18 protein-coding genes are annotated in these 24,908 nt (G+C 73.2%); 13 read left to right on the top strand and 5 right to left on the bottom strand.

Annotation, left to right across the window (positions count from 1 at the left end):
* Positions 1–24 precede the first annotated feature (24 nt).
* Positions 25–522 carry a cysteine dioxygenase family protein gene (locus AB0L45_RS26080; RefSeq protein ID WP_365843931.1) on the bottom strand — a complete coding sequence of 166 codons (498 nt, stop codon included), beginning with the start codon at positions 520–522 and terminating at the stop codon, positions 25–27.
* A gap of 694 nt (positions 523–1,216) precedes the next feature.
* Here AB0L45_RS26080 and AB0L45_RS26075 point away from each other — a divergent pair.
* The 3 genes from AB0L45_RS26075 (at position 1,217) to AB0L45_RS26065 (ending at position 7,166) form a co-directional block, all read left to right on the top strand.
* Positions 1,217–1,480: a WhiB family transcriptional regulator gene (locus tag AB0L45_RS26075; protein ID WP_003983763.1), complete on the top strand. Its 264-nt coding sequence runs from the start codon at positions 1,217–1,219 to the stop codon at positions 1,478–1,480.
* A 293-nt stretch (positions 1,481–1,773) separates the two neighbouring features.
* A complete protein-coding gene (locus AB0L45_RS26070) occupies positions 1,774–5,631 on the top strand; it encodes a glycosyltransferase (protein WP_365843929.1) in 3,858 nt (1,285 codons plus the stop codon).
* Complete coding sequence (locus tag AB0L45_RS26065) at positions 5,628–7,166, top strand: DUF5719 family protein (protein ID WP_365843928.1); 1,539 nt, start codon at positions 5,628–5,630, stop codon at positions 7,164–7,166. The genes AB0L45_RS26070 and AB0L45_RS26065 overlap by 4 nt, the downstream gene beginning before the upstream one ends.
* Before the next feature lie 125 nt (positions 7,167–7,291).
* On the opposite strand, the gene AB0L45_RS26060 is transcribed toward AB0L45_RS26065, so the two are convergent.
* Entirely contained in the window at positions 7,292–7,831 is a 540-nt protein-coding gene (locus AB0L45_RS26060) for a metallopeptidase family protein (protein ID WP_365843926.1), read from the bottom strand.
* Between the two features lie 271 nt (positions 7,832–8,102).
* Between AB0L45_RS26060 and AB0L45_RS26055 the strand changes: the two genes are divergently transcribed.
* From AB0L45_RS26055 to AB0L45_RS26025, 7 genes are all read left to right on the top strand, one after another.
* Positions 8,103–8,546: a DUF3499 domain-containing protein gene (locus tag AB0L45_RS26055; protein ID WP_365843924.1), complete on the top strand. Its 444-nt coding sequence runs from the start codon at positions 8,103–8,105 to the stop codon at positions 8,544–8,546.
* 166 nt (positions 8,547–8,712) lie between these two features.
* Entirely contained in the window at positions 8,713–10,329 is a 1,617-nt protein-coding gene (locus AB0L45_RS26050; protein ID WP_365843922.1) for an L-lactate permease, read from the top strand.
* A 162-nt stretch (positions 10,330–10,491) separates the two neighbouring features.
* Positions 10,492–11,850, top strand: a complete 1,359-nt coding sequence (locus AB0L45_RS26045) for a phosphomannomutase/phosphoglucomutase (protein ID WP_365843920.1) — start codon at positions 10,492–10,494, stop codon at positions 11,848–11,850.
* A gap of 233 nt (positions 11,851–12,083) precedes the next feature.
* Entirely contained in the window at positions 12,084–12,266 is a 183-nt protein-coding gene (locus AB0L45_RS26040; protein ID WP_003985907.1) for a Trm112 family protein, read from the top strand.
* Positions 12,267–12,330: 64 nt separating this feature from the next.
* The gene (locus AB0L45_RS26035; protein ID WP_365843918.1) at positions 12,331–13,473 is read left to right on the top strand and encodes an SIS domain-containing protein; all 1,143 of its coding nucleotides are present in this window, start codon (positions 12,331–12,333) and stop codon (positions 13,471–13,473) included.
* Between the two features lie 121 nt (positions 13,474–13,594).
* A complete protein-coding gene (gene manA, locus AB0L45_RS26030) occupies positions 13,595–14,809 on the top strand; it encodes a mannose-6-phosphate isomerase, class I (RefSeq protein WP_365843916.1) in 1,215 nt (404 codons plus the stop codon).
* A 165-nt stretch (positions 14,810–14,974) separates the two neighbouring features.
* The gene (locus AB0L45_RS26025; protein ID WP_365843914.1) at positions 14,975–15,934 is read left to right on the top strand and encodes a cation diffusion facilitator family transporter; all 960 of its coding nucleotides are present in this window, start codon (positions 14,975–14,977) and stop codon (positions 15,932–15,934) included.
* Positions 15,935–16,199: 265 nt separating this feature from the next.
* Here the strand turns inward: AB0L45_RS26025 and AB0L45_RS26020 are convergent, their stop codons facing one another.
* Positions 16,200–18,833, bottom strand: a complete 2,634-nt coding sequence (locus tag AB0L45_RS26020; RefSeq protein ID WP_365843912.1) for a fructose-specific PTS transporter subunit EIIC — start codon at positions 18,831–18,833, stop codon at positions 16,200–16,202.
* A gap of 1,067 nt (positions 18,834–19,900) precedes the next feature.
* On the opposite strand from AB0L45_RS26020, the gene ahcY reads away from it, so the two are divergent.
* Both ahcY and AB0L45_RS26010 read left to right on the top strand, forming a co-directional pair.
* Positions 19,901–21,358, top strand: a complete 1,458-nt coding sequence (ahcY, locus tag AB0L45_RS26015; protein ID WP_365843910.1) for an adenosylhomocysteinase — start codon at positions 19,901–19,903, stop codon at positions 21,356–21,358.
* Between the two features lie 132 nt (positions 21,359–21,490).
* Complete coding sequence (locus AB0L45_RS26010) at positions 21,491–22,105, top strand: hypothetical protein (RefSeq protein WP_365843908.1); 615 nt, start codon at positions 21,491–21,493, stop codon at positions 22,103–22,105.
* Between the two features lie 27 nt (positions 22,106–22,132).
* Here the strand turns inward: AB0L45_RS26010 and AB0L45_RS26005 are convergent, their stop codons facing one another.
* Positions 22,133–23,221, bottom strand: coding sequence for an RDD family protein (locus tag AB0L45_RS26005; RefSeq protein ID WP_365843906.1), 1,089 nt, complete (start codon positions 23,219–23,221; stop codon positions 22,133–22,135).
* 159 nt (positions 23,222–23,380) lie between these two features.
* Between AB0L45_RS26005 and AB0L45_RS26000 the strand changes: the two genes are divergently transcribed.
* On the top strand, positions 23,381–24,388 hold the full coding sequence (locus AB0L45_RS26000; RefSeq protein ID WP_365843904.1) for a stage II sporulation protein M: 1,008 nt from the start codon (positions 23,381–23,383) through the stop codon (positions 24,386–24,388).
* 99 nt (positions 24,389–24,487) lie between these two features.
* On the opposite strand, the gene AB0L45_RS25995 is transcribed toward AB0L45_RS26000, so the two are convergent.
* Positions 24,488–24,908 (bottom strand): hypothetical protein (locus AB0L45_RS25995; RefSeq protein WP_365843902.1); only part of this gene is annotated, 421 nt, incomplete at its 5' end.

Here is a 24,908-nt window from a genome sequence, read left to right as displayed (position 1 = left end):
GGGAGGCGGTCGGGCGGGAGCCGGTCAGGGGGCGACCGCCTCGTGGGCGGCGTCCGCCGCGCAGCGGGCGCTGTGCATCGGCATGTCGGTCAGGCCGGGGAAGTACACGTGCAGGCTGACGGCGGGTACGAGCGCGTCGTTGACGACCTCGTGGACGTACCCGGGTGCGAAGACGCGCTGCGCGCCGGCCGCGAGGGTCCGGTGCCCGCCCGCCGTACGCTCGCTCAACTCGCCCGCGAGCACGGTCAGTACGCCGGAGGAGGGGCCGTGGTCGTGCCGCCCGCTGCCCTGGCCGGGCAGCCAGCTCAGCAGCCAGACCTCGTACCCCGGCCCGACCCGGAGCCGGTGGTACCAGCGGGTGGTGGCGTCGTAGCGCACGAGCGGCGCCCAGCGGGCCCGGTCGGCGGCGATCTCACGGGCGAGTCCGGCGAAGCCGGCGACGGTGGAGGGGTGCGCGGGGACGGGCGGGAGCAGGTGCGGGATCGCGAGCGGGTCACCGGCGATCTGGATGTCGCTGTTCATGTGCGGGAGTTCCTCGGCAGGGTGCTCAGGTGGCGCAGACGGGGTGTGCCGTGGCGCGGTGCGCGGAGTGGCACGGGAGCCGTGCGGGTGCAGTGGGTGCTGCGCGTACGGCGGGGTGCTACGGGGAGAAGGAGCTGGAGCTCGGTGGCGTCAACAGCTGGAACAGCGACAGCGGGCCTGGGCAGCACAGCGCGACCCGTAGGCACGGGTCAGGCGGAGCGCAGGAATCGCTGGCATGCATGTAAGGAGACCGGGTACTCGGCCCCGTGTCAACTGGGTGTCTGTTTTGGGGGAAATGTTTCACCTCATCCGGTTACTGCGAGCGGCGAAAGGTTTGTGCAGGCGGGGTGCTGAGCACACGGGCGACAACCGCGCACTCCGGAGCGCCGTTGCGGTCTCGTGATCTGAATGTGACCTGGCCCGCTTCGGTGGGTGCGGTGCAACGGCTGTGCTGCCCGTCGCGTCCTTGGGTGTGAGAGGGAAGTTACGGGTGATACCGCTGAGGAAGTGTCCTGTTTTTTGCCGATTTGAACACTTTCTGCATAGGCTTGGTTCCGCAGAGTGAATAAGGGGCCCAATAGCAGATCTCGGCTTGACTGGCCCGGATCGGCACACTTGTAATTTCACTCGTGTCGTTCAGCCGCCATCGGTAACGGCTGCATCACGGGGACGCAAAGACAGACGAGGGGCGCACATGACCGAGCTGTTCCAGGAATTGCTGGTCGAAGAGGCGGACGAGGAGCTCGGCTGGCAGGAGCGCGCGCTGTGCGCCCAGACCGACCCCGAATCCTTCTTCCCGGAGAAGGGTGGCTCCACCCGCGAGGCCAAGAAGGTCTGCCTCGCGTGCGAGGTCCGCTCCGAATGCCTTGAATATGCCCTCGCCAACGACGAACGCTTCGGCATCTGGGGCGGACTGTCCGAGCGCGAGCGGCGCCGGCTCAAGAAGGCAGCGGTCTGACGTCCAGTGCGACGGCCCGGCCGCCGGGCCACCGATTCTCCCTATATCCCCCTATAGACAACGGTCCGCCTCCGTAGCCCACGCGCCGGAGGCGGACCGCTGTGTACGCGGCAGACGGACCGGTCCGCCCGAAGCATTAGTGTGGGGCCGCGTCCGAGGCGCACCGACGCCCTGACGGGCACCCGGCCACGTCCCGTGCCGTCGGCCGCACCGCGTCGCCGTCCGTCGCAGTCCACAGCGCAGCGCTATGCCGGGGGAGGACCCCGAGACCCCCGGGGAGGGCCCCTACCTCGATGTCCGTGCACAGTCAGCCGGCCGCTCAGGCCGCGCAAGCCGCCGCCCAATACCACGACGGCACCCCCGAGTTCCCCCGGCACGTCGTCACCGCAGTGATCGTCTCCCACGACGGCGAACGCTGGCTGCCCGACGCCCTCGCCGGGCTCCTCGGCCAGGAACGCCCGCCGCAGCAGATCCTCGGCGCCGACACCGGCAGCGCGGACGCCTCCGCCCGGCTGCTCGGCGAGGCCCTCGGCGACGACCGGGTGCTCCACCTCGCCCGCCGCTCCGGCTTCGGCACCGCCGTCGACGAGGCCGTACGCACCGCCCCCGTACTCGGCCCCGACGAACTGCCCTACCTGCGCCGCCCCAGCGGCTGGGATCCGGTCGGCCGCACCTGGCGCGACGACGCCTACGACCTGCCCGAACGCCCGCACGGCGACCCCGTCCAGTGGCTCTGGCTGCTGCACGACGACTGCGCCCCCGAACCCGACGCGCTCGCCGAACTGCTGCGGGTCGCCGACTCCAGCCCCTCCACCGCCGTCGTCGGCCCCAAGCTCCGCAGCTGGTACGACCGCCGCCAGCTCCTCGAAGCAGGCGTCAGCATCGCCCGCAGCGGCCGCCGTTGGACCGGCCTGGACCGCCGCGAACAGGACCAGGGCCAGCACGACCAGGTACGCCCGGTGCTCGCCGTCTCCAGCGCCGGCATGCTCGTGCGCCGCGACGTGTACGAGCAGTTGGGCGGCTTCGACCGCCGGCTGCCCCTGATGCGCGACGACGTCGACCTGTGCTGGCGCGCCCAGGCCGCCGGACACCAGGTCCTCGTCGCCCCCGACGCCGTCCTGCGGCACGCCGAGGCCTCCGCCCGCGAACGCCGCCCCATCGACTGTGTCGGCCGCTCCACCGCGAGCCCGCACCGCGTCGACAAGGCCGGCGCCGTCTACACCCTGCTCGCCAACACCCGCGGCGCCCTGCTCCCGTACGTCGCCCTGCGCATCGTCCTCGGCACCCTGCTGCGCGTCCTCGCCTACCTCGTCGGCAAGGTCCCCGGCCAGGCCCTGGACGAACTCGCCGGACTCTTCGGCACCCTGCTGCGCCCCGGCACGATCCTGACCGCCCGCAGGAAACGCGGCCGGCCCACCACCGACGCCAAGGAACTGCGGCCCCTCTTCCCGCCACCCGGCGCGACCGTACGGGCCACCGTCGAACAGGTCGCCGGCAACCTCGCCGGCCGCTCCGCCCCCGAAGCCGCCTCCGCCGGACGGCACGGCGCCGTCGAGTCAGGACCCGGCGGCGACGACGCCGACTACCTGGAGATCGAACAGTTCGCCCGGCTCAAGCGGATCGCCCGCCGGCCGGCCCCGGTGCTCTTCCTCCTCCTGCTCGTCGTCTCCCTCATCGCCTGCCGCTCCCTGCTCGGCTCCGGCGCCCTGACCGGCGGCGCCCTGCTGCCCGCCCCCGCCCGCCTCGGCGACCTCTGGTCGGGCTACCTCGACGGCTGGCACGCCACCGGCACCGGCAGCACCGCCTCCGCGCCCCCCTACCTCGCCGCCCTCGCGCTGATCGCCACGTTCTTCCTCGGCAGCACCGGCACGGCCGTCACCGTCCTGCTCGTGTGCTCCGTACCGCTCGCCGGACTGAGCGCCTACTTCGCCTCCCGGCCCCTGGTCACCTCCCGCCTGCTGCGCGCCTGGGGCAGCGTCGCCTACGCCTTCCTGCCCGCCGCCACCGGCGCCCTCGCCGGCGGCCGCATCGGCACCGCCGTCCTCGCGATCCTGCTGCCGCTCATGGCCCGCGCCGCCGTCGCCGCCGGCGGCCTGCGGCTGACCACCGGCACCCGGCCCAGCTGGCGCGCCGCCTGGGCGTACGCGCTGCTGCTCACCTTCACCACCGCCTTCACCCCGGTCGTCTGGCCTGTCGCCGTCCTGCTCGGCATCGCCCTGCTGGTGCTGCGCGCCCTCGACGGCAACCGCGGCCTGCTCCTGCCGTACGCGCTGCGCTTCCTCGCCGTCGCCGCCACCCCCCTCGTCGTCCTCGCGCCCTGGTCGCTGTCCCTGCTCGCCCACCCCTCCCGCTTCTTCCGGGAAGCCGGCCTGGACCTCGGCGCGGGCTCCGCCTCCGTCCTGGACCTCGTCGGCATCAGCCCCGGCGGCCCGAAGGCCGCCGGCGGGGTGCTGCTCCTCGGCATCGTCCTGGCCGCGCTGGGCGCCACGCTCCGCGCCGACCGGCAGCTCGCGATCCGTACGTCCTGGGCCGTGGCCGTGACCGGCCTGCTGTTCGCCGCCCTGGCCAACCGCACCGCCTGGGCCGGACCCGCCCTCCTCGTCCACGGGCTCGCGCTGCTGTGCGCCGCCGCAGTCGGCGCCGAAGGCATCCGCTCCCGTATGGAGACCCTCGGCTTCGGCTGGAAACAGCCGGTCGCCGTCCTGATCGCACTGTCCGCCCTGCTCGCCCCCCTGTACGCGGCGGTCAGCTGGATGATCACCGGCGCGGCCGGGCCGCTGGAGCGCCGCGACCCCGTCCAGGTCCCCGCGTTCGTCGCCGAGGACACCGGCTCCGTCGACCAGGCCCGCACCCTCGTCCTGGACGGCGACGCGGGCCACGTCGCGTACACCCTGGTCCGCGGCTCCGGCGCGCGCCTGGGCGACGCCGACATCGCCGCGGAGACCGGCGAGGACAAGCGGCTCGGCGGCATCGTCGCCAACCTCGTCGCCGGCTCCGGCGCCGACCAGACCAACCAGCTCGGCGGCTACGCGATCCGCTACCTCCTGGTCCGCGACGGCGCCCCCCGCGAGATGGGCCGCGTCCTGGACGCCACCCCGGGCCTGACCCGGCTCAGCCAGGACGACGGCAGCGCCCTGTGGCGCGTGGACCAGCGCGTCTCCCGGGTCTCGATCGTGCCCGGGGAGACCAAGGACGGGACGCGCGCCGGCCGCGCCACCGCGCCGGTCCCGGCCGGACCCGTCGACGCCCACACCGACCTGCCCGCCGGGCCCGACGGCCGGGTGCTGCGCGTCGCCGACACCGCCGACGCCGGCTGGCAGGCCACCCTCGACGGCAAGCCGCTGAAGCCGGTCACGGTCGACGGCTGGGCGCAGGGCTTCGCACTGCCCGCCTCCGGCGGCCGCCTGGACCTCACCTACGACGACCCCATGGGCCACACCGCGTGGCTGTGGGCCCAGGGCGTGCTCGCCGTCGTCCTGGTGGTGCTCGCCCTGCCGGGCCGCCGCCGCGAGATCGACGACGACCTGCCCGAGGACGGCACGGCCGCACCGGCCGCGCCGGCCGCAGCGGGCGAAGGCCGCCGGGCGCGTCGCCTGCGGGCCGCACAGGCGGCTCCCGAGGGCGGCGCGGAAGCCGGCGTTCCGGGCCCGCGGACCGGCGAGGAGCCGGTGCCCGACCCGATGGCGGCGCCGCCGTCCGCCGACCCGCTGGCCGCCGGGACCGCCGACCCGTACGCGGCCCTGCCGCAGCACCAGGCATACGAGGAGACCGCGGGCTACGGGCCGCAGGACTACGGCCGGACGCCCGAGCACGGGCAGCAGACGTACGAGCCGTGGCAGACGCCGCACGCGGGCGAGCCGGCACCGGGACAGCCGTACCCGCCGGACGGCCCGTACCAGGGCACGCAGCCGTACGGGCACGAAGCGGGCACGCCCTCGTACGACCAGTACGGACAGCCGTACCAGGACACCGGCCCCTACCAGGCCGGCCCGGACCAGGCCGCCGCCCCGTACCGGCCCGGCGCCTACGACCCGTACCCCTACGTGCAGCAGCCACCCCAGCAGCCGCCGCACCAGCAGCCCTACGACGACGGCACGACGTACCCCGGCTCCTACCGCGAGCCCCGCCGTGACGGGAGCGACCAGCAGTGAAGCGCACCATCATGTCCCTGATCGGCGCGGCCGTGGCGCTCGGTGCGGTCACCGGCGTCGCCGCCGTGGCCGCCCCGGACGGGCAGCCGGACGCCACGGCCGAGGACGCCTCCCGGCGGCCCGTCGAGCGGTCCGCGCTGCTGTGCCCGCCGCCCACCTCCTCGGAGGTCGGCGACACCACGTACACCGCCTTCACGCCCAAGGCGACGGACGGCAAGGCCGGTGCCCGGGGCACCGCGGGGCTGCTGCCCGCCCAGTCGGGCAAGCAGCAGGACGGCAAGGCCAAGGACGACGGGAAGGGCAAGGGGCAGCAGGGCGGTCAGCCGGCCGCCGACCCCGTCGCGCCCCTGAAGGAAGCCGGCACGCCCGTCACCGCGACCACGGACCGCGCGGGCGCGCCCGCCCTCTCCGGCACCGCCGACGGCGCCCTGGCGCCCGGCTGGACCGTCCAGCAGACCACCTCCGTCGCGGCCGGCGCCGGCCGCGGCCTGCTCGGCCTGTCCTGCGTGGCGCCGGACACCGACTTCTGGTTCCCCGGCGTGAGCACCGCCAAGGACCGCCAGGACTACGTCCACCTCACCAACCCCGACGACGCCCCGGCCGTCGTCGACCTCGACCTGCGCGGCAAGGACGGCCCGCTGAAATCCGCCTCCGGCGAGAACATCACCGTGCCGCCGCACGCCAGCCTGCCGGTCCTGCTCTCCACCCTGACCGGCACGCCCGCCCAGGACGCGGCCCTGCACGTGGTCGCCCGCGAGGGCCGGGTCGGCGCCTCCGTACAGGCCGCCGACGCGAAACTGGGCGGCGACTGGCTGCCCGCGGCGGCCGACCCCGCGCCCGGCGCCGTCCTGCCGGGCATCCCCGCCGACGCCACCTCCGTCCACCTCGTCGCCGTCGCGCCCGGCCGGGAGGACGCCGACCTGAAGGTCCAGCTCGCCACCCCGAACGGCCTGATCACCCCGGCCGGACTGGAGACCCTGCACGTCAAGAGCGGCATGACGGCCGCCGTCGACCTCAAGGACCTCACCAAGGGCGAGGCGGGCTCGCTGGTACTGACCCCGGCGGACGGCTCCAAGGCGCCGGTCGCGGCGGCCCTGCGCGTCACCCGCGGCAAGGGCGACCAGCAGGAGATGGCCTTCATCCCGGCGACCGGCCCGGTCGGGCAGCGGGCCACCGCCGCCGACAACCGCGACAAGGGCAGCACGCTCTCCCTGGTCGCTCCGGAGAAGGGCAAGGACGCCAAGGTCACGGTCACCGCGTCGGCGGGCAGCGGCGGCGGTACGCCGGTGTCGAAGACGTACACGGTCAAGGGCGGCAGCACCCTCGCCGTGGAACCGCCGCGCCCCCAGGGCCTCAAGGGCTCCTACGCGCTGACCGTCACCCCGTCGGCGGGCAGCGGCCCGGTCCACGCGGCCCGGACCCTGGCCCTGCCCCAGGGCGGCCTGCCCGCCTTCACCGTGCAGACGCTCCCGGACGACCGGGGGTCGGTGGTGGTGCCGACGGCGGGGGAGGACATTTCGCTGTTGCTGAAGTGACGGGTGGGACATGAGGGCCGAGGGGTGACGGCCGGCCGGCGAGCGCCGGGGTGGGCGGACCGCGGCGCGAGGACTGCGTGGCGAGGGCCGCGTGGCGAGGACCGCGGCGCGAGGGCCGCCGCGGGTCAGTCCTGCCCGTACCGCGGGTCCACCGACTCCGGTGCCAGGCCGAGCAGCTCGGCGACCTGCTCCACGACGACCTCGTGGACCAGCAGCGCCCGCTCGTCGCGGTTCTTCGTGCGGATCTCGACCGGGCGGCGGTAGACGATCACCCGTTCCCGCTGGTCACCGGCGGCGGGCAGCAGCCGGCCCAGCGGCACCGTCTCCTCGTCGGCGGCCGGCCCGGTGTCCCCGTCGGGACCGAACCCGGGCACCTCGACGACCAGGAAGTCGACGTCCGCCAGCTGCGGCCAGCGCCGTTCCAGCCGGTCCCGGGAGTCGTGGACCAGGTCGACGAAGGAGTCCGCGCGGCTCACCGAGAGCGGGACCTGGGGCGGGGCGACCGGGCCGCGCATGCCGCGGCCGTGCCGGTCGCGCCGGCGCGGGCGGGGCCCGGCCGGGGCGGCGGAGCGCTCGGCGCCGCCGGGCGCGGCGGAAGCGCCGCCCGTGCCGGCCGGTGCGGTGGGTCCTCCGGCCTCGGGCGGAGGGGGTACGGGGCTGTCCATCAGAACCGAGCGTAACCGTCCGGGGGCAGGCGGCGCGGGAGAGCGGCGGATCCGGTGCCATGTCGTCGAGTGACCGGTCGTAGGCTCGTCGAGTCCGTTTGCGGCCGTGCATCGGACCGAGAAGGGCATGGGGAATGACATGAAATGTACAGAGTCGTGACGGGTTTCGACGCCCTGCGCCGTCCGGCGCAGTGCGCACCGCACAGTCCGGCCCGAGCGCCCGCAGGTCAGGCGCACCGGACGAACCAGGACGACACGGTTGGGTGAGGTCGTGGAGAGTCATCGCGGCCCGCTCAAGAGTGCGGTACCGTCCAACGTCGTGAGCCCTGTACGTCGCTGTTCGCGCACTGCGTGCGGCCGCCCCGCCGTCGCAACGCTGACGTACGTCTACGCGGATTCGACCGCCGTGCTCGGACCGCTCGCCACCTACGCCGAGCCCCACTGCTACGACCTGTGCGCCGAGCACTCCGAGCGGCTGACCGCGCCGCGCGGCTGGGAAGTCGTACGCCTGGCCACCGACACCGGCCCGGCCCGCCCCAGCGGCGACGACCTCGAAGCGCTCGCCAACGCGGTGCGCGAGGCGGCCCGGCCCCAGGAGCGCGCGGCAGGCGGCGGCAACGCCCCACAGGTCAGCGGCCCGAACGGGCGCGACGCCCACCCGATGGAGGTCGCCCGCCGGGGCCACCTGCGGGTGCTGCGGTCGCCGGACAACTGAGGAGGCCCGGTACGCGGGCGGACCCGGTTCGCCGTCCGCCCGCCCCCGGTCACTTCCGCCCGCGCCATTGACGCCGCCTCGGCGCGGACACCACCATGCCTCCACTCCCGAAAGATCCGCTTCCGTATGGCGGACGTGACGGGGGAGCTGCCCACCGGGAGGCCGTGTGTTCGTCCAGCAGCTGGAGCCCGTAGCCGGTTCGCCCGCCCTGTCCGCGCTCGTCGCCGCACTCCCGCTGATCACCGTCCTCGTCCTGCTCGGCGCCGTACGGATGCGCGCCCACCTCGCCGGGCTCACCGGCCTCGCCGTCGCCCTCGCCACCGCCTGCCTCGGTTACGGCATGCCCGCCGGGCAGGCCCTGTCCGCCGCCGCACAGGGCGCGCTCTTCGGCCTGTTCCCCATCCTGTGGATCGTCGTCAACGCCCTGTGGATCCACCGCATGACGGTCCGCACCCGGCACTTCGACGTCCTGCGCCGCTCCTTCTCCGGCCTCTCCGCCGACCCCCGCGTCCAGGCCCTGGTCATCGCCTTCTGCTTCGGGGCGCTGCTCGAAGCGCTCGCCGGCTTCGGGGCGCCCGTCGCGATCAGCGCGGTGATGCTGGTCGCGCTCGGCTTCACACCGGTACGGGCCGCCGTCGTCGCGCTCGTCGCCAACACCGCGCCGGTCGCCTTCGGCGCCATGGGCACCCCCGTGGTCACCCTCGCCCAGGTCACCGGCCTGCCGCTGGACACCGTCGCCCCGGTCGTCGGCCGCCAGACCCCCCTGCTCGCCCTCGTCGTACCGCTGCTGCTGGTGTACCTGGTCGACGGGCGGCGCGGCCTCCGCGAGACCTGGGCACCCGCGCTCGCCTGCGGACTGGCCTTCGCCGCCGTGCAGTTCGCGGCCGCCAATTACGTGTCCGCGCAGCTCGCCGACATCGGCGCCGCCCTCGCGGGGGCCGCCGCGCTCGTCGCCGTACCCGGCGCCCGCAGGCCCGCCTCCGAGCCGGTACGGGCCGCCGTCCTGACCGGCGCCCGCAGCGCGGACCTGGACGTACGCGACTCCCGCGGCGACGTCGTCCGCGCCTACGCGCCGTACGCCCTGATCGTCGCCGTCTTCTCCGTCGCCCAGCTCCCGCCCGTCAAGGACCTCCTCGCGCGGGCCACCCGCACCTTCGACTGGCCCTTCCTGGACGTCGCGGGCCCGGACGGCACCCCGGTCGCCGGCAACACCTTCGCGCTGCCGCTGCTCGCCACCGGCGGCACGCTGGTGCTGCTGGCCGGCGCGCTGAGCGCCCCCGTCCTAGGCGTACGGGCCGCCACCGCCGTACGCGAATGGGCCGCGACCGTACGCGAACTCCGCCTGGCCGTCCTCACCGTCACCGCCGTCCTGGCCCTCGCCTACGTCATGAACCTCTCCGGACAGGCCGCCACCATCGGCCACTTCGTCGCCGCCGCCGGAGCCGGGCTGGCCTTCCTCTCGCCCGTCCTCGGCTGGTTCGGCGTCGCCGTCACCGGCTCCGACACCTCCGCCAACGCCCTCTTCGGCGCCCTCCAGGTGACCGCCGCCCGGCAGTCCGGCCTCTCACCCGTCCTGCTCGCCGCGGCCAACAGCTCCGGCGGCGTACTCGGCAAGATGATCTCCCCGCAGAACCTGGCGATCGCCTGCGCCGCGGTCGGCCTGGCCGGACGCGAGGGCGACCTGCTGCGCAAGGTGCTGCCGTGGAGCCTGGGGCTGCTGCTGGTGATGTGCCTGATCGTGGTGGGGCAGAGCACGGCCGTGCTGGGGTGGATGCTGCCGTAAGGTACGGGCCGCCGGCCCGCGCCGGCCGGGCGGTGAGGTGATTGGCGGGCCCCGCACGGGACACAAGACATTCCGGGCGGGCCGGGCCCCGCACGCTCAAGCCTCCCACCGGTCGCGTACGGGTAGGTTTGAGACCCCGTCATGACATCAGGAGGGCTGGCTGTGACTGATCTGTCGCAGATCGTGAAGGCGTACGACGTGCGCGGTGTGGTCCCCGATCAGTGGGACGAGACGCTGGCCGAGCTGTTCGGCGCGGCCTTCGTCCAGGTGACCGGAGCGGACGCGATCGTCACCGGGCACGACATGCGGCCCTCCTCGCCCGGCCTGTCCCGGGCCTTCGCCCGCGGCGCCGCGGCGCGCGGGGCGGACGTCACCGAGATCGGCCTGTGCTCGACCGACCAGCTCTACTACGCCAGCGGCGCACTGGACCTGCCCGGCGCGATGTTCACCGCCTCGCACAACCCCGCCCAGTACAACGGCATCAAGATGTGCCGGGCGGGCGCCGCCCCGGTCGGCCAGGACACCGGCCTCGCCGACATCCGCGCCCTCGTCGAGCAGTGGCGCGACGGCGGCGCCCCCGAACCCGTGGCGGCCCCCGGCACCATCACCCAGCGCGACGTCCTCGGCGATTACGCCGCCCACCTGCGCCGCCTCGTCGACCTCTCCGGCATCCGCCGCCTGAAGGTCGTGGTGGACGCCGGCAACGGCATGGGCGGCCACACCGTCCCCACCGTCTTCGAGGGCCTGCCCATCGACCTGGACGCCCTGTACTTCGAACTCGACGGCACCTTCCCGAACCACGAGGCCAACCCCCTGGACCCGGCGAACATCGTCGACCTCCAGGCCCGGGTCCGCGAGGTCGGCGCCGACATCGGCCTGGCCTTCGACGGCGACGCGGACCGCTGCTTCGTCGTCGACGGCAACGGCGACCCGGTCTCCCCGTCCGCGATCACCGCCCTGGTCGCCGCCCGCGAACTGGCCAAGCACCCCGGCGGCACCGTCATCCACAACTGCATCACCTCCTGGTCCGTCCCCGAGGTGGTCGCGGAGAACGGCGGCACGCCCGTCCGCACCCGCGTCGGCCACTCCTTCATCAAGGGCGAGATGGCCCGCACCGGCGCCATCTTCGGCGGCGAGCACTCCGCGCACTACTACTTCCGCGACTTCTGGAACGCCGACACCGGCATGCTCGCCGCCCTGCACGTCCTGGCGGCGCTCGGCGGCCAGGAAGGCCCGCTGTCCGAACTGGTCGCCCAGTACGACCGGTACGCCGCCTCCGGCGAGATCAACAGCACCGTCGACGACCAGACGGGCCGCCTCGCCGCGATCCGGTCCGCCTACGAAGGCCGCGAGGGCGCCGAACTGGACGAGCTGGACGGCCTGACGGTCACCACCACCGACTGGTGGTTCAACCTCCGCCCCTCGAACACCGAGCCGCTGCTGCGCCTGAACGTCGAGGCCCGGGACCGGGAGACGGTCGAGCGGGTGCGGGACGAAGTGCTGGGGATCGTGCGCGGCTGAGGAGGCGGCGTGTCCGGGGTCGGGGCGTCGGGCGGCGGTACGGGCGGCGGTACGGCTATGGGCGGCGCTCTGCTTGAACGTTCCACCAGCGCCCCGGCCTCCGGACCCGTCCCCGCGCGCCCGGACACCGGGCCCCGCCTGCGGCACGTTCCCGCCCCCACCTGCGGCGCGTCCCCGCCCCCGCCCGGCGGTACGCTGGCAAGTGCCGTACATCCGCCGAAGGAGAAACCCCCATGCCGGTCGACGCCAGCCTGATCGAGATCCTCGCCTGCCCGGCGTGCCACGCCCCGCTGGCGGACCGGTCGGACGCCGACCCGGCCGAGCTCCAGTGCACCGGCACCGCATGCGGCCTCGCCTACCCCGTCCGGGACGGCATCCCCGTGCTCCTGGTGGACGAGGCGCGGCGCCCCGCCTGACCCGGGCGACGGAGCCGCCCGGACCCCACCCCGCCCGTACCGGCGATCGGAGGCAGCGCACACCATGCTCGACGAGTCCCTGTTGGACGCACCCGAAGCGCTGGCCGGCGCCGACCGCTACGGACTGCTGCGCGGCGTCGCCGAATCCGGGGCACGGGTACGCACCGCGGCCCGTAACGCCACCGAGTCCGGCATCGCCGACCTGCGGCCCGACGGCCGGCCCCGCACCGTCCTGGTGGCCGGCCCGGGACCGGCCGCCGCCTGCGTCGCCGACCTCTTCGGCGCCCTCGGCGGCGGCAGCTGCCCGGTCACCCTCATCCGGCCCACCGGCGTCGCGGCCCGGCCCGGCGCACTGCGCTGGACCCTGCCCGGCTGGTCGGGCCCGCTGGACCTGCTCCTGATCGCCGGCCCGGACGGCACCGACCCCGGCCTCGCCCAGCTCATCGAGCAGGCCTACCGCCGCGGCTGCTCCGTCGTCGCCGTCACCCCGGCGGGCGGCCCGCTCGCCGACGCCGTCGTGCAGGCCCGCGGCCTGTCCGTGCCACTGGCCACCACCCCGTACGACGCCGAGTTCGACGTGGCGGGCGCGCCGCCCGCCGCCCCCGGCACCCTCTGGTCGCTGCTCACCCCGCTGCTCGCACTCGCCGACCGGATCGGCCTGCTCAGCGCCGGCTCCGAACGGCTCGGGCAGCTCGCCGACCGCCTCGACCAGGTCGCCGAACGCTGCGGCCCCGCCGTCGAGACGTACTCCAACCCCGCCAAGACACTCGCCGCCGAACTCGCCGACGCACTCCCGCTGATCTGGACCGAAGGCCTGGTCGCCGGCGCCGTCGGCCGGCACTTCGCGACCGTACTGGCCGGACTCGCCGGCCGGCCCGCGCTCGCCGGCGAACTGCCCGAGACGACGACCACGCACGGCGCGCTGCTGGCCGGCCCGTTCGCGGCCGGCGCCGACCCGGACGACTTCTTCCGCGACCGCGTCGAACAGCCCACCGCCCTGCACGCCCGCGTCGTCCTGCTCCGCGAAGAAGCCCCCGGCACGCTCTCGGCCGCGCCCGCCGCCCGTGAACTGGCGCTGGAGCACGACACCCCCGTCAGCGAACTGGAACCGGACAGCGGCAGCGACCTGGAACGCGCCGCCGAACTCCTCGCCGTCACGGATTTCGCCGCCGTTTACCTGGCGCTCGCCGGCACCGAGGGAGCATGAGGCCCCGGCCGGCGCACCCCGCACCGGCCCTGGACACCGCCCGCCGGCACCGCACGGCGTGAACAGGCGCGGCTGCGGCGCCCCGCGCAGCCCCGAGCGAAGAATCAGGAACCCCGCCACCATGGACCGCCTCACCAACACCGTGCGCCCCTACGCCTGGGGCTCCACCACTGCCCTCCCGGAACTCCTCGGCACCGAACCGACCGGCGAACCCCAGGCCGAGATGTGGATGGGCGCCCACCCCGGCGCCCCCTCCCGCACCGACCGCGGCGCCGGCCCGGTGTCGCTGGCCGACCTCATAGCCGCCGACCCGGAAGGCGAACTGGGCCCCGACGCGGTACGCGCCTTCGGCCCCCGGCTGCCCTTCCTGCTCAAGCTGCTCGCCGCCGGCTCCCCGCTCTCCCTCCAGGTCCACCCCGACCTCGCCCAGGCCCAGGAGGGGCACGCGGACGAGGAGAAGCGCGGCGTCCCCGCCGACGCCCCGCACCGCAACTACAAGGACGCCAACCACAAGCCCGAGCTGATCGTCGCCCTCACCCCCTTCGAAGGGCTCTGCGGCTTCCGGCACCCGGCCGAGGCCGCCACCCTCCTCGAAGGGCTCGGCGTGGGCGCCCTCAAGCCGTACGCCGACATCCTGCGCGCCGCCCCGGAGGACGCCGCGCTGCGCGAGGTGCTCACCGCCGTCCTCACCGCCGACCGGGACGAGACGGCCGACACCGTCGCACAGGCCGCGGCCGCCGCGCAGCGCCTGGCCGGCGAGGGCGGCCCGCACGCCGGCTCCTACGCCGCGTACGCCGCCGTCGCCCGCCACTACCCGGGCGACCCGGGCGTACTCGCCGCCATGCTCCTCAACCACGTACGGCTGCAGCCCGGCGAAGCGCTCTTCCTGGGCGCCGGCATCCCGCACGCCTACCTCAGCGGCCTGGGCGTGGAACTGATGGCCAACTCCGACAACGTGCTGCGCTGCGGCCTGACCCCCAAGCACGTCGACGTACCGGAACTGCTGCGCGTCGTCCGCTTCGAGTCCCGTGACGCGGGGGTGCTGCGGCCGGAGGAGGCCACGGAGTCGGGCGAGGAGGTCTACGAGACCCCGATCGACGAGTTCCGTCTCTCCCGCTTCGTCCTGGCCCCCGGCGGCGCGCCCCGCGCCCTCGGCGACCGCACCCCGCAGATCCTGCTGTGCACTGCAGGAACGGTTGTGCTTCGGGCTGTGCCGCGAGCGGGCGCGGGCGGGGAGCTGACGCTCGCCCCGGGCGAGTCCGCCTTCGTACCGGCCGGGGAAGGTGTGGAACTGACGGGGGAGGGCACGGTGTTCCGGGCGACGGTGGCGGTCTGACGGCCGCCCTACGGACACCGGCGCCGGTCCGAGGGCGCCCCGTGCGCGCCCCGGCGGGCGGGCTGCAACAATGACCCGCCTAAAGGGTTCGTAAAGGAGCCCTCGGAGCGGCCTCGGAGCAGGCTGCGCACCGCAGCCGGTCGACGGAAGGGAAATGCGCCACCCATGAGTGCATCAGGCGGTACCAAGGCGATCGTGGCGGCGCTGGGCGCCAACCTGGCCATCGCGGCGGCGAAGTTCGTGGCCTTCGCCTTCAGCGGGTCGTCCTCGATGCTGGCCGAAGGCGTCCACTCCGTCGCCGACTCCGGCAACCAGGGGCTCCTGCTCCTCGGCGGCAAGAAGGCCAAGCGCGCCGCCACCGAGGAACACCCCTTCGGCTACGGCCGCGAGCGCTACATCTACGGCTTCCTCGTCTCCATCGTCCTGTTCACCATCGGCGGTGTCTTCGCCCTCTACGAGGGCTACGAGAAGATCCACGACCCGCACGAGCTGGACAACTGGTACTGGCCGGTCGGCGTCCTCGTCTTCGCGATCATCGCCGAGGGCTTCTCCTTCCGTACGGCCATCAAGGAGTCCAACGAGCTGCGCGGCAAGCAGAGCTGGCCCCAGTTCGTCCGCCGCGCCAAGGCCCCCGAACTCCCCGTCGTCCTCCTGGAGGACTTCGGCGCCCTCGTCGGCCTGGTGCTCGCGCTCGGCGGTGTCGGCCTCACCCTCGCCACCGGCAACGGCGTCTGGGACGGCATCGGCACCATGTGCATCGGCGCCCTCCTCGTCCTGATCGCCCTGGTCCTCGCCGCCGAGACCAAGTCCCTGCTGCTGGGTGAGGCGGCCGGCCCCGAACAGGTCGCCAAGATCCGCGCGGCCGTGGTCGACGGCGACACCGTCACCCGCGTCATCCACATGCGCACCCTCCACCTCGGCCCCGAGGAACTCCTCGTCGCCGCCAAGATCGCGGTCCAGCACGACGACACCGCCAAGGAGGTCGCCGACGCCATCAACGCCGCCGAGGACCGCATCCGCACGGCCGTACCGATCGCCCGCGTGATCTACCTGGAGCCGGACATCTACAACGAGTCCCTTGCCGCTTCGGGCGACGACCCGGCCAAGACACCGGGGGGCGTCTGACGGCCGGCCCCTCTCGTACGGCAGGGCCCCGCACCTGAACCGGTGCGAGGCCCTGCCGTTTCCCACAGCCGACGGCTCGGCAGCCCTGCGTACGGTTGTACGTCACGTGCCTACGCTTGCGTATGGCTGTACGTCACGTGCCCACGCTTGCGTACGGCTGTACGTCACGTGCCCACGCTTGCGTACGGCTGTACGTCACGTGCCCACGCTTGCGTACGGCTGTACGTCACGTGCCTACGCTTGCGTACGGCTGTACGTCACGTGCCTACGCCTCGCGGCTGCTGCTCGGCTGGCCGACCTCGCTCAGCACGCGCAGGATCGCCGCCTCGTCCGGCGCGCTCTGCAACCGGGCCCGGAAGCCCGCGTCCATCAGCTTCCGCGACAGCAGCGCCAGGATGCGCAGGTGCTCGTCCCCGGCGGCGGCTTCCGGCACCGAGATCATGAACACCAGCTTGGCGCGCGTCCCGTCCAGCGAGTCCCAGTCGATGCCCTCCGCCGAACGCGCGAAGCCGACGACGGGTGCGGTCACCGCGTCCGTCTTGGCGTGCGGGATCGCGATCTCCTCACCGAGACCGGTGGTGCCCTGCGCCTCCCGCGCCAGCGCCACCCGGACCAGCTCCTCCACGTCCGCCACCTTGCCGGTACGGGCCGCGAGTTCCGCCATCTCGCGGATCGCGGCCTCCTTGTCACCGGCGGCCAGCCGTACCTTCACGGTCTCCCGAGTGAGATACCCGGAAAGCACCTCACCCCCGAGCCCTGCGCCTTCGGGGCCTTCGGCATCGGGGCCTTCGGCATTGGGGCCTTCGGCATCGGGGCCTGCGCCTTCGGGGCCTTCGGCATCGGGGCCTGCGCCTTCGGGGCCTTCGCCTTCGGGGCCTTCGCCTTCGGGACCTTCGGTATCGGGGCCTTCGGGCTCGTGGCCCTCGTCCTCGGAGCTTTCCGCGCCCACGGCGGCCGGGCCGCCACTGGATCCCGTACCGTCGGGCCCGTCCTCAGCACCGGCCTCTGTATGTGCACTCCGGCGAGCCCCGGTATCCCCGGTATCCCCGGTATCCCCGGTACTCCCGGTATCCGCAGTCCGCGCAGCCTGCGCAGTACCCGCAGTACCCGCAGTACCCGCAGTGCCCGCAGTGCCCGCAGTGCCCGCAGAACCCGCAGTGCCCGCAGAACCTCCAGCACCACCCGCCACAGCGTCCCTCGCCCCGGCGCCACCCGCCGCACCCGCTCCGATGCCGGCCAGCACCGTCTGCGACTGCACCTTTGCTTCCACATCCGGTGCTGCCTCGGAAGCCGCCGCCGCCCTCTCGGCCGCGTGCTCGGCCGCCCTCTCGGCCTCCTGCTCGGCCGTCTTCTCGGCCGCCGTCGCGCGTCCTTGCTGCCGCGCCGCCACGTCCACCAGCGCGACCGTCGTCAACGCCGTCACGACCGACCCGGCCACCACGGCCACGAAGAACATCGGCACCCCGCCGACCGCACCGAGGATCGCCACGATCGGCCCGCCGTGCGGCACCGCGTCCGTCACCCCGGCCATGCCGGCGACCGCGCCGGCCACCGCGCCGCCCAGCATGTTCGCCGGGATGACCTGCGCGGGCCGGGCCGCCGCGAACGGGATCGCGCCCTCCGATATGCCGAACAGGCCCATGAAGAGCGACGCCATGCCGGTCTCCCGCTCCTGGTCGGAGTACAGGCGCCGGCGGATCAGCGTGGCCAGGCCCTGGCCGAGCGGCATCACCGGGATCGCGGCGGCGCACATGCCCATGACGGTCTGGTTGCCGGTCGCGATCAGCCCCGTACCGAAGAGGAACGCCGTCTTGTTGACCGGCCCGCCCATGTCGAACGCGATCATCAGGCCGAGGACCGCGCCCAGCGCGATCGCGCTGGTACCCGTCATCCCGCTGAGCCAGCCCGTCAGGTGCGTGAACACCCACGAGATCGGCTTGCCGAGGACGTAGATGAAGAACAGCCCGAGCACCGCCGTCGCGACGATCGGAATCACGATGATCGGCATGATCGGCCGTACGAACCGGGGAACCCGGACCTTCTTGATCCACATGACCAGGTACCCGGCCAGGAAGCCCGTGACGATCGCCCCGATGAACCCGGCGCCCGCCTTGGAGCCGTACAGCTCACCGGTATTGGCTATCCAGCCGCCGATCATGCCCGGCACCAGCGCGGGCCGGTCCCCGATCGCGTACGCGATGTAGCCGGAGAGGATCGGCACCATCAGCTGGAACCCGATCGTGCCGATGTCATTGACGTGCGCCCAGAAGGTGCTTTCCGGGATGACCAGCCCCTTCGGCGTCGCCTCCCCGCCGACGGCCAGCGACAGCGCCAGCAGCAGCCCGCCGACCACGACGAACGGGATCATGTAACTGACACCGTTCATCAACGCCTTGTACGCAAGACTCCGCTCCCGGCCCCCGGAACCACCGCCCCCGCCGGCCCGCGCGTCAGCCTTACCCGCGCCCCCCAGCCCCTTCCCGGCCCCAGCCCCGGCCCCGGCCCCAGCCCCGGCCTCTCCCTCGCCGTCGTCCGCCCCGTACACCGGGGCGCTCCGCACCCGCTCGATCAGCGCCTCCGGATGGCGGATGCCCTCGGCCACGCCCACCACCAGCAGCCTCTTGCCGACGAAGCGGGCCGGGTCGACATCCTTGTCCGCCGCGATGATGATGCCGTCGGCGGTTTTGACATCGTTGTCGGACAGGACGTTCTCGGCGCCGATCGACCCCTGCGTCTCCACCTTCATCTCATGGCCGAGCGACTCGGCGGCCTGGGTCAGCTTCTCGGCGGCCATGTACGTGTGGGCTATGCCGGTCGGGCAGGCAGTCACTGCGAGCAGCTTCAGCCCTTGCCCGCCCCTCCCCGCACCCTTGGGGGGATCAGCTGGACTGGTGGTCACGTGGTTCTCCTAACGGACGTACGCGCGAGGTGACGTGCGAGTGTCCCCGCGCTCCCCGCATCCTGCAATACAGAACGCCAGCTGCCCAGTGCCCAAACCCCCTCCACCCCGCACCCGCCACCCCCGCACCCGCCACCCCCACGCTCCGCCACCCCCACGCCCCGTCGCCTCCACGCCCCGCCACCCCCGTCATACGTCCACACCACCCGCACCCCCGAATCCGCATCCCGGACCCGCCTCCCCGGACCCCGCCTCTCCGGATCTGCACTCTCGACCCGCACCCCCCGGACCCGCACCCCCGGACCCGCACCCCCGGACCCGCATCCCGGGCCCCGCCTCCCCGGATCTGCACCCCCGACCCCGCCTCCCCGACCCGCCCCCGACCTGCTTCCCCGACCTGCGCTGCGCCTCCACCACCCACTCCTGCGCACTCACCCCCCACGTCCTCCTCCCCGTCCCCACTCCCGCGCCTCCACCCCCGTCACCCACCCGCCCCACACACCAACCACCCACGTCTCCCGCACCACCCTCGGGACACGGCCTCCCATACCGCCCCACCCCAGGCCGCCCCCCCGGACCCGCCCCCACCCCCAGGCCCCGAACCGCCCCACCCCGAACCGACCCACCCCACCTCTCTCCTCCCCTCCCTACCGCTCTCATCCCCCTCCCCGTCACTCCCCTCCCTGTTACTCCCCCCTCCCCGCCACTCGCCCCTCCCCGTCCCTCCACCCCTCCTCCCACACCCCACGCGCATTTTCCTAGGGCGGGCTGGGGTTCCCAGGGGCGATCGGTGTAGATTCGTGACCAGTGCCAGACGTCGCTGCTGATGGCGGTCGGGCGGTCCGCCCCGCGGGCCGGCCGAGGGAGAGAGGGCCTCCGACGGACTGCGCTGCGGCCAGGGGAAAGGTGTGTCCGCCTACGCGGAACCGCCCGTACGGTATGCCGTCGTGCACGGTATGCCGCTCACGCGGTACGTCCGCCTGCGCGGAATTCCGGGCGGTGACGTCCCCACCTGCCCGCGCCGCAGACTGTCCAGCCAACCACCCTCGACCCCGGGAGCAACCCGAATGTCGACCGCAGCCAACAGCCAGGACTTCAAGGTCGCCGACCTGTCCCTCGCCGCCTTCGGCCGCAAGGAGATCACCCTCGCCGAGCACGAGATGCCCGGCCTGATGGCGATCCGCAAGGAGTACGCCGCCGCGCAGCCGCTGGCCGGCGCCCGTGTCACCGGCTCGCTGCACATGACCGTGCAGACCGCCGTGCTGATCGAGACCCTCACCGCTCTCGGTGCCGAGGTCCGCTGGGCCTCCTGCAACATCTTCTCCACCCAGGACCACGCCGCGGCCGCCATCGCGGTCGGCCCGAACGGCACCCCCGAGAACCCCCAGGGCGTCCCGGTCTTCGCCTGGAAGGGCGAGACGCTCGAAGAGTACTGGTGGTGCACGGAGCAGGCGCTGACCTGGCCGAACTCGCCCACCGGCGGCCCCAACATGATCCTCGACGACGGCGGCGACGCCACGCTCCTGGTCCACCAGGGCGTCGAGTACGAGAAGGACGGCAAGGCTCCCGCCGTCGAGACCGCGGAGAACGACGAGCACCGCGCGATCCTGCAGCTCCTCAACCGCACCCTCGCCGAGGAACCGCAGAAGTGGACCAAGCTCGCCTCGGAGATCCGCGGTGTCACCGAGGAGACCACCACCGGCGTGCACCGTCTCTACGAGATGCAGCGTGACGGCAAGCTGCTCTTCCCGGCGATCAACGTGAACGACGCCGTGACCAAGTCGAAGTTCGACAACAAGTACGGCTGCCGGCACTCCCTGATCGACGGCATCAACCGCGCCACCGACACCCTCATCGGCGGCAAGACCGCCGTCGTCTGCGGCTACGGCGACGTCGGCAAGGGCTGCGCCGAGTCGCTGCGCGGCCAGGGCGCCCGCGTCATCATCACCGAGATCGACCCGATCTGCGCGCTCCAGGCCGCGATGGACGGTTACCAGGTCACCACCCTGGACGAGGTCGTCGAGACCGCCGACATCTTCGTCACCACGACGGGCAACAAGGACATCATCATGGCCTCCGACATGGCCAAGATGAAGCACCAGGCGATCGTCGGCAACATCGGCCACTTCGACAACGAGATCGACATGGCCGGCCTCGCCGCCATCGACGGCATCGTCAAGGACGAGGTCAAGCCGCAGGTCCACACCTGGACCTTCCCCGACGGCAAGGTCCTGATCGTGCTGTCCGAGGGCCGCCTGCTCAACCTCGGCAACGCGACCGGCCACCCCTCCTTCGTGATGTCCAACTCCTTCGCGGACCAGACCCTGGCCCAGATCGAGCTGTTCACCAAGCCGGAGGAGTACCCGACCGACGTCTACGTCCTGCCCAAGCACCTGGACGAGAAGGTCGCCCGCCTCCACCTCGACGCCCTCGGCGTCAAGCTGACGACCCTCCGCCCCGAGCAGGCCGCCTACATCGGCGTCACGGTCGAGGGCCCCTACAAGTCCGACCACTACCGCTACTGATCCCCGCGCCCCCGGTACCCGGCCCGCCACCGCGCAGACAGGGCACCACCACCGGCAGCCGGTGATCCAGGCCCCCGCCCAGCACCACGGCGGGGGCCTGACCCGTACCACCGGACCCGACCAAGGACCCCCATGCCCCGCGGCCGTTACTCCCTCCACGACCCGCACGATCACACCCCCCTCGGCGAAGAACACTTCCACTGCGCCACCGGCCCCTCCGGCTGGCGTTACGTCTCCCAGCTCACCACCCCCTCCGGAGACCACGCGGGCTCCGTCGACCTCACCCTCGACGACCTCGGCCGCCCCATCCGTCTCGAACTCCACGCCGGCGGCTGGCAGGTACGCGGCGCCGCCCTGGAGGGCGTCACCTGGGTCCGTACCGACCCGGCCGGCGACCACGCCACCGAAGGCAACGTCCCCGCCCACGCCTTCACCGGCGCGTCCCCCGCCTTCCTCATCGCCACCGCCCGGCTGCTGCGCCCCGCCCCCGGCTCCGGAGCCGTCCGCACCCGCCTGGTGGCCTTCACACCCCCCGTCCTCGCACCCCGCACGCTCGACCAGTCCTGGGCCTTGGTGAAAAGGACAGCACACCCCACTGACAACGGCCCGCTGACCGCCGACCAATACCAGGTCAACGACCTGGAGACCGGTGAACAGCACGCCGTCCACCTCGCCGGCGACGTCGTCCTGTCCGCCCCCGGCATCGAACTCGAAGACCTGGAAACCCCGCCCTCGACCTTCACCTGACCGGTCGTCCCGCCGGCGCACCCCGCCTCAGACCGGCGGCGCGAACCCCGTACGCCGCTCCCGGCCGCCCTCCACTTCACTCCCGGCCCGCCCGGCCCCAGCCCCTCCGGCCTCAGCCTTTCCAGCCCCGGCCTGCCGGGCCTGTCCGACCTCAGCCTCTCCGGCCGCGGTCTGCCCGGCCCCACCCGCACCACTCGGCCCCGCGTACGACGCCTCCGCCCCCACCACACCCGCACCACTCCCGTACGCGTCACCCCCACCCGCACCACTCCCGTAGGCACCAGGGCCGTACGCACCGCCCCCGTACACACCGCCGTCATGCGCGCCCCCAGGCCCGGCGCCCGCCGGCCCCGGAGCCCCCAGCGGCGCCCCGAACGCCCGCTGCGCTTCCCGCGCCTGCCGCTCACCCACCACCGCGGCCAGATACACCCCCGGGTACATCCCCGCCGGCACCGACGCCCCGGTCCAGCCGCACAGATCCGCCGCCAGCCGAGCCCCCATGGCCCCACCGACCTGCGGGTCGAGCTGCGATATTCGGGTCAGGTACTGGCGCACCGTCAGCCACCAGCTGTCCGGAACCCGCGACAGGTCCAGCGCGCCGAGTTCCGCCGCCAGCCAGGGCGGCGGGGGCGGCAGCACCGGCATCCCGCGCGGGGCGGGTATCCGCTCCCGTATGACGACGGTGCCCGCGAACACGTCCCCGAGCCGCCGCCCCCTGGCGGAGACCAGCGAGGCGATGCACGCCACCACCCCCATCGTCAGCACGATCTCCACCGCGCCCAGCGCGCCGCGCACCAGCGCGTGCCGGAACCGGACCGGTCCACCGTCCTCGCGCACCACCCGCAGCCCGCACACCAGCTTCCCCAGCGACCGGCCGTGGCTCAGCGTCTCCACCACGATCGGCACCCCGACCAGCACCAGCACGAACAGCGCCACCGATACGGCGGCCCCCGCCGCCTCGTCCATCGACGCCGTGGCACTCAGCATCAGCACCGAGACCAGGACGTACGCACTCCAGGTCACCGCGAGATCGACCAGGACCGCCAGCGCCCGGCTCGGCAGCCGGGCCGGCCGCAGCCCCAGCACCACCGCCTCGCCCGTCACGAGCTCGTTCACCTGCGCCGTCCTCCCTTATCCCGACCAGTACCGGTCCCTACCGGTCCGTACCGGTCCCTATCGGTCCGTCTTCGAACCGCCGCCCGCCCCTCAGCCGGCCAAGCCAGTCTGCCAAGCTGACGGCACAGTCACCGCACGGCGCCGCCAGGAGCTGAATCCATGGACCTCGATGTCTTCGTAAGGGCCCACCGCGCCGAGTGGGACCGGCTCGAAGCCCTGCTGCGCCGCAAGCGCCGCCTCACCGGCGCCGAGGCCGACGAACTCATCACCCTCTACCAGCGCACCACCACCCACCTGTCCCTTCTCCGGACCAGCGCCCCGGACCCCGCCCTCACCGGACACCTCACCTCCCTGGTGGCCCGCGCCCGCAGTACGGTCACCGGCGCGCGCAAGGCCTCCTGGCGCGACGCCGCCCGGTTCTTCACGGTGTCGTTCCCCGCCGCGGTCTACCGCCTGCGTCACTGGTGGATCCCGACGGCCCTGCTCTCCACCGGGGCAGGCGCCCTCATCGCCTGGTGGGTCGCCACCCACCCCGAGGTCCAGGCCGCCATCGGAGCGCCCGAGAACCTCCGCGCCATGACCCGGCCGGGCGGAGAGTACGAGACGTACTACTCCAGCCATCCCGCCGCGTCGTTCGCCGCCCAGGTGTGGACGAACAACGCCCAGGCGGTCGCCCTGTGCCTGGTCCTGGGCAGCTTCCTCGGCCTGCCCGTCTTCTGGGTGCTCTTCCAGAACATGCTGAACCTGGGCGTCGGCCTCGGCCTGATGTCCTCGGCCGGCCGCCTCGACACCTTCCTCGGACTTCTCATCCCGCACGGCCTCCTGGAACTCACCGCGGTCTTCGTCGCGGCCGGTATCGGCCTGCGCCTGGGCTGGACCGTCATCGACCCCGGCCCGCGCACCCGCCGAACCGCTCTCGCCGAGGAGGGCCGCGCGGCCCTCGGTGTCGCCATCGGCCTGGCCGCCGTGCTGTTCGTGTCGGGCATTCTCGAAGGCTTCGTCACCCCCTCCGGCCTGCCCACCTGGGCCCGTATCGCTATCGGTGTCGCCGCCGAGCTGGCCTTCCTGACGTACGTGTACGTGCTCGGCGGCCGTGCCGTCCGATCGGGCGAAACAGGAGACGTCGACAAGGCGGACCGCGAGGCCCTCGTACCGACCGCCGCCTGATGTGCGTACAGCCACGCTGACCTGCTAATCTCCTCATCTCCCCAAGATGTCCGTTGACACGGGCAGCACGGGGAGGTAGATTCGAACGGTTGCCACGGACTAGACATGTTCGAGCGCAACGGTTAGGCTCTTGTCTGCTTCGGTCGGAACGTTGATTCCACCGCGAAGCACCTCCGAATCTTTATCCGGAAAACGTTCGCCGATTTCGATCGGTAAATCACTTCTGATAAAGTCGGAACAGCCGAAAGGCAAACCCCTCCGACGGAAATCGGAAACGGATTCAGCCCGGAAACGGACTGGAAAACGGATCTGATAGAGTCGGAAAGGCCGAAAAGCGAAAGCCGGACGGTCACCCCGCTCCAACAGGGGCCGGATACGGAAAGCGGAAACGCCGAACGGATCTGGTAAGGTTGGAACCGCGCAGAAGCCGAAAGGCCGAAACGCACCGGCGAAAATCGGGACCGCGAGGATCTGATAGAGTCGGAAACGCAAGACCGAAGGGAAGCGCCCGGAGAGCCTG

The organism is Streptomyces sp. NPDC052496 (assembly GCF_040679095.1).
Taxonomy (GTDB): Bacteria; Actinomycetota; Actinomycetes; order Streptomycetales; family Streptomycetaceae; genus Streptomyces.
Note: the sequence above shows the minus strand (reverse complement) of the source record. Positions and strands in the feature narration are given on the sequence as shown.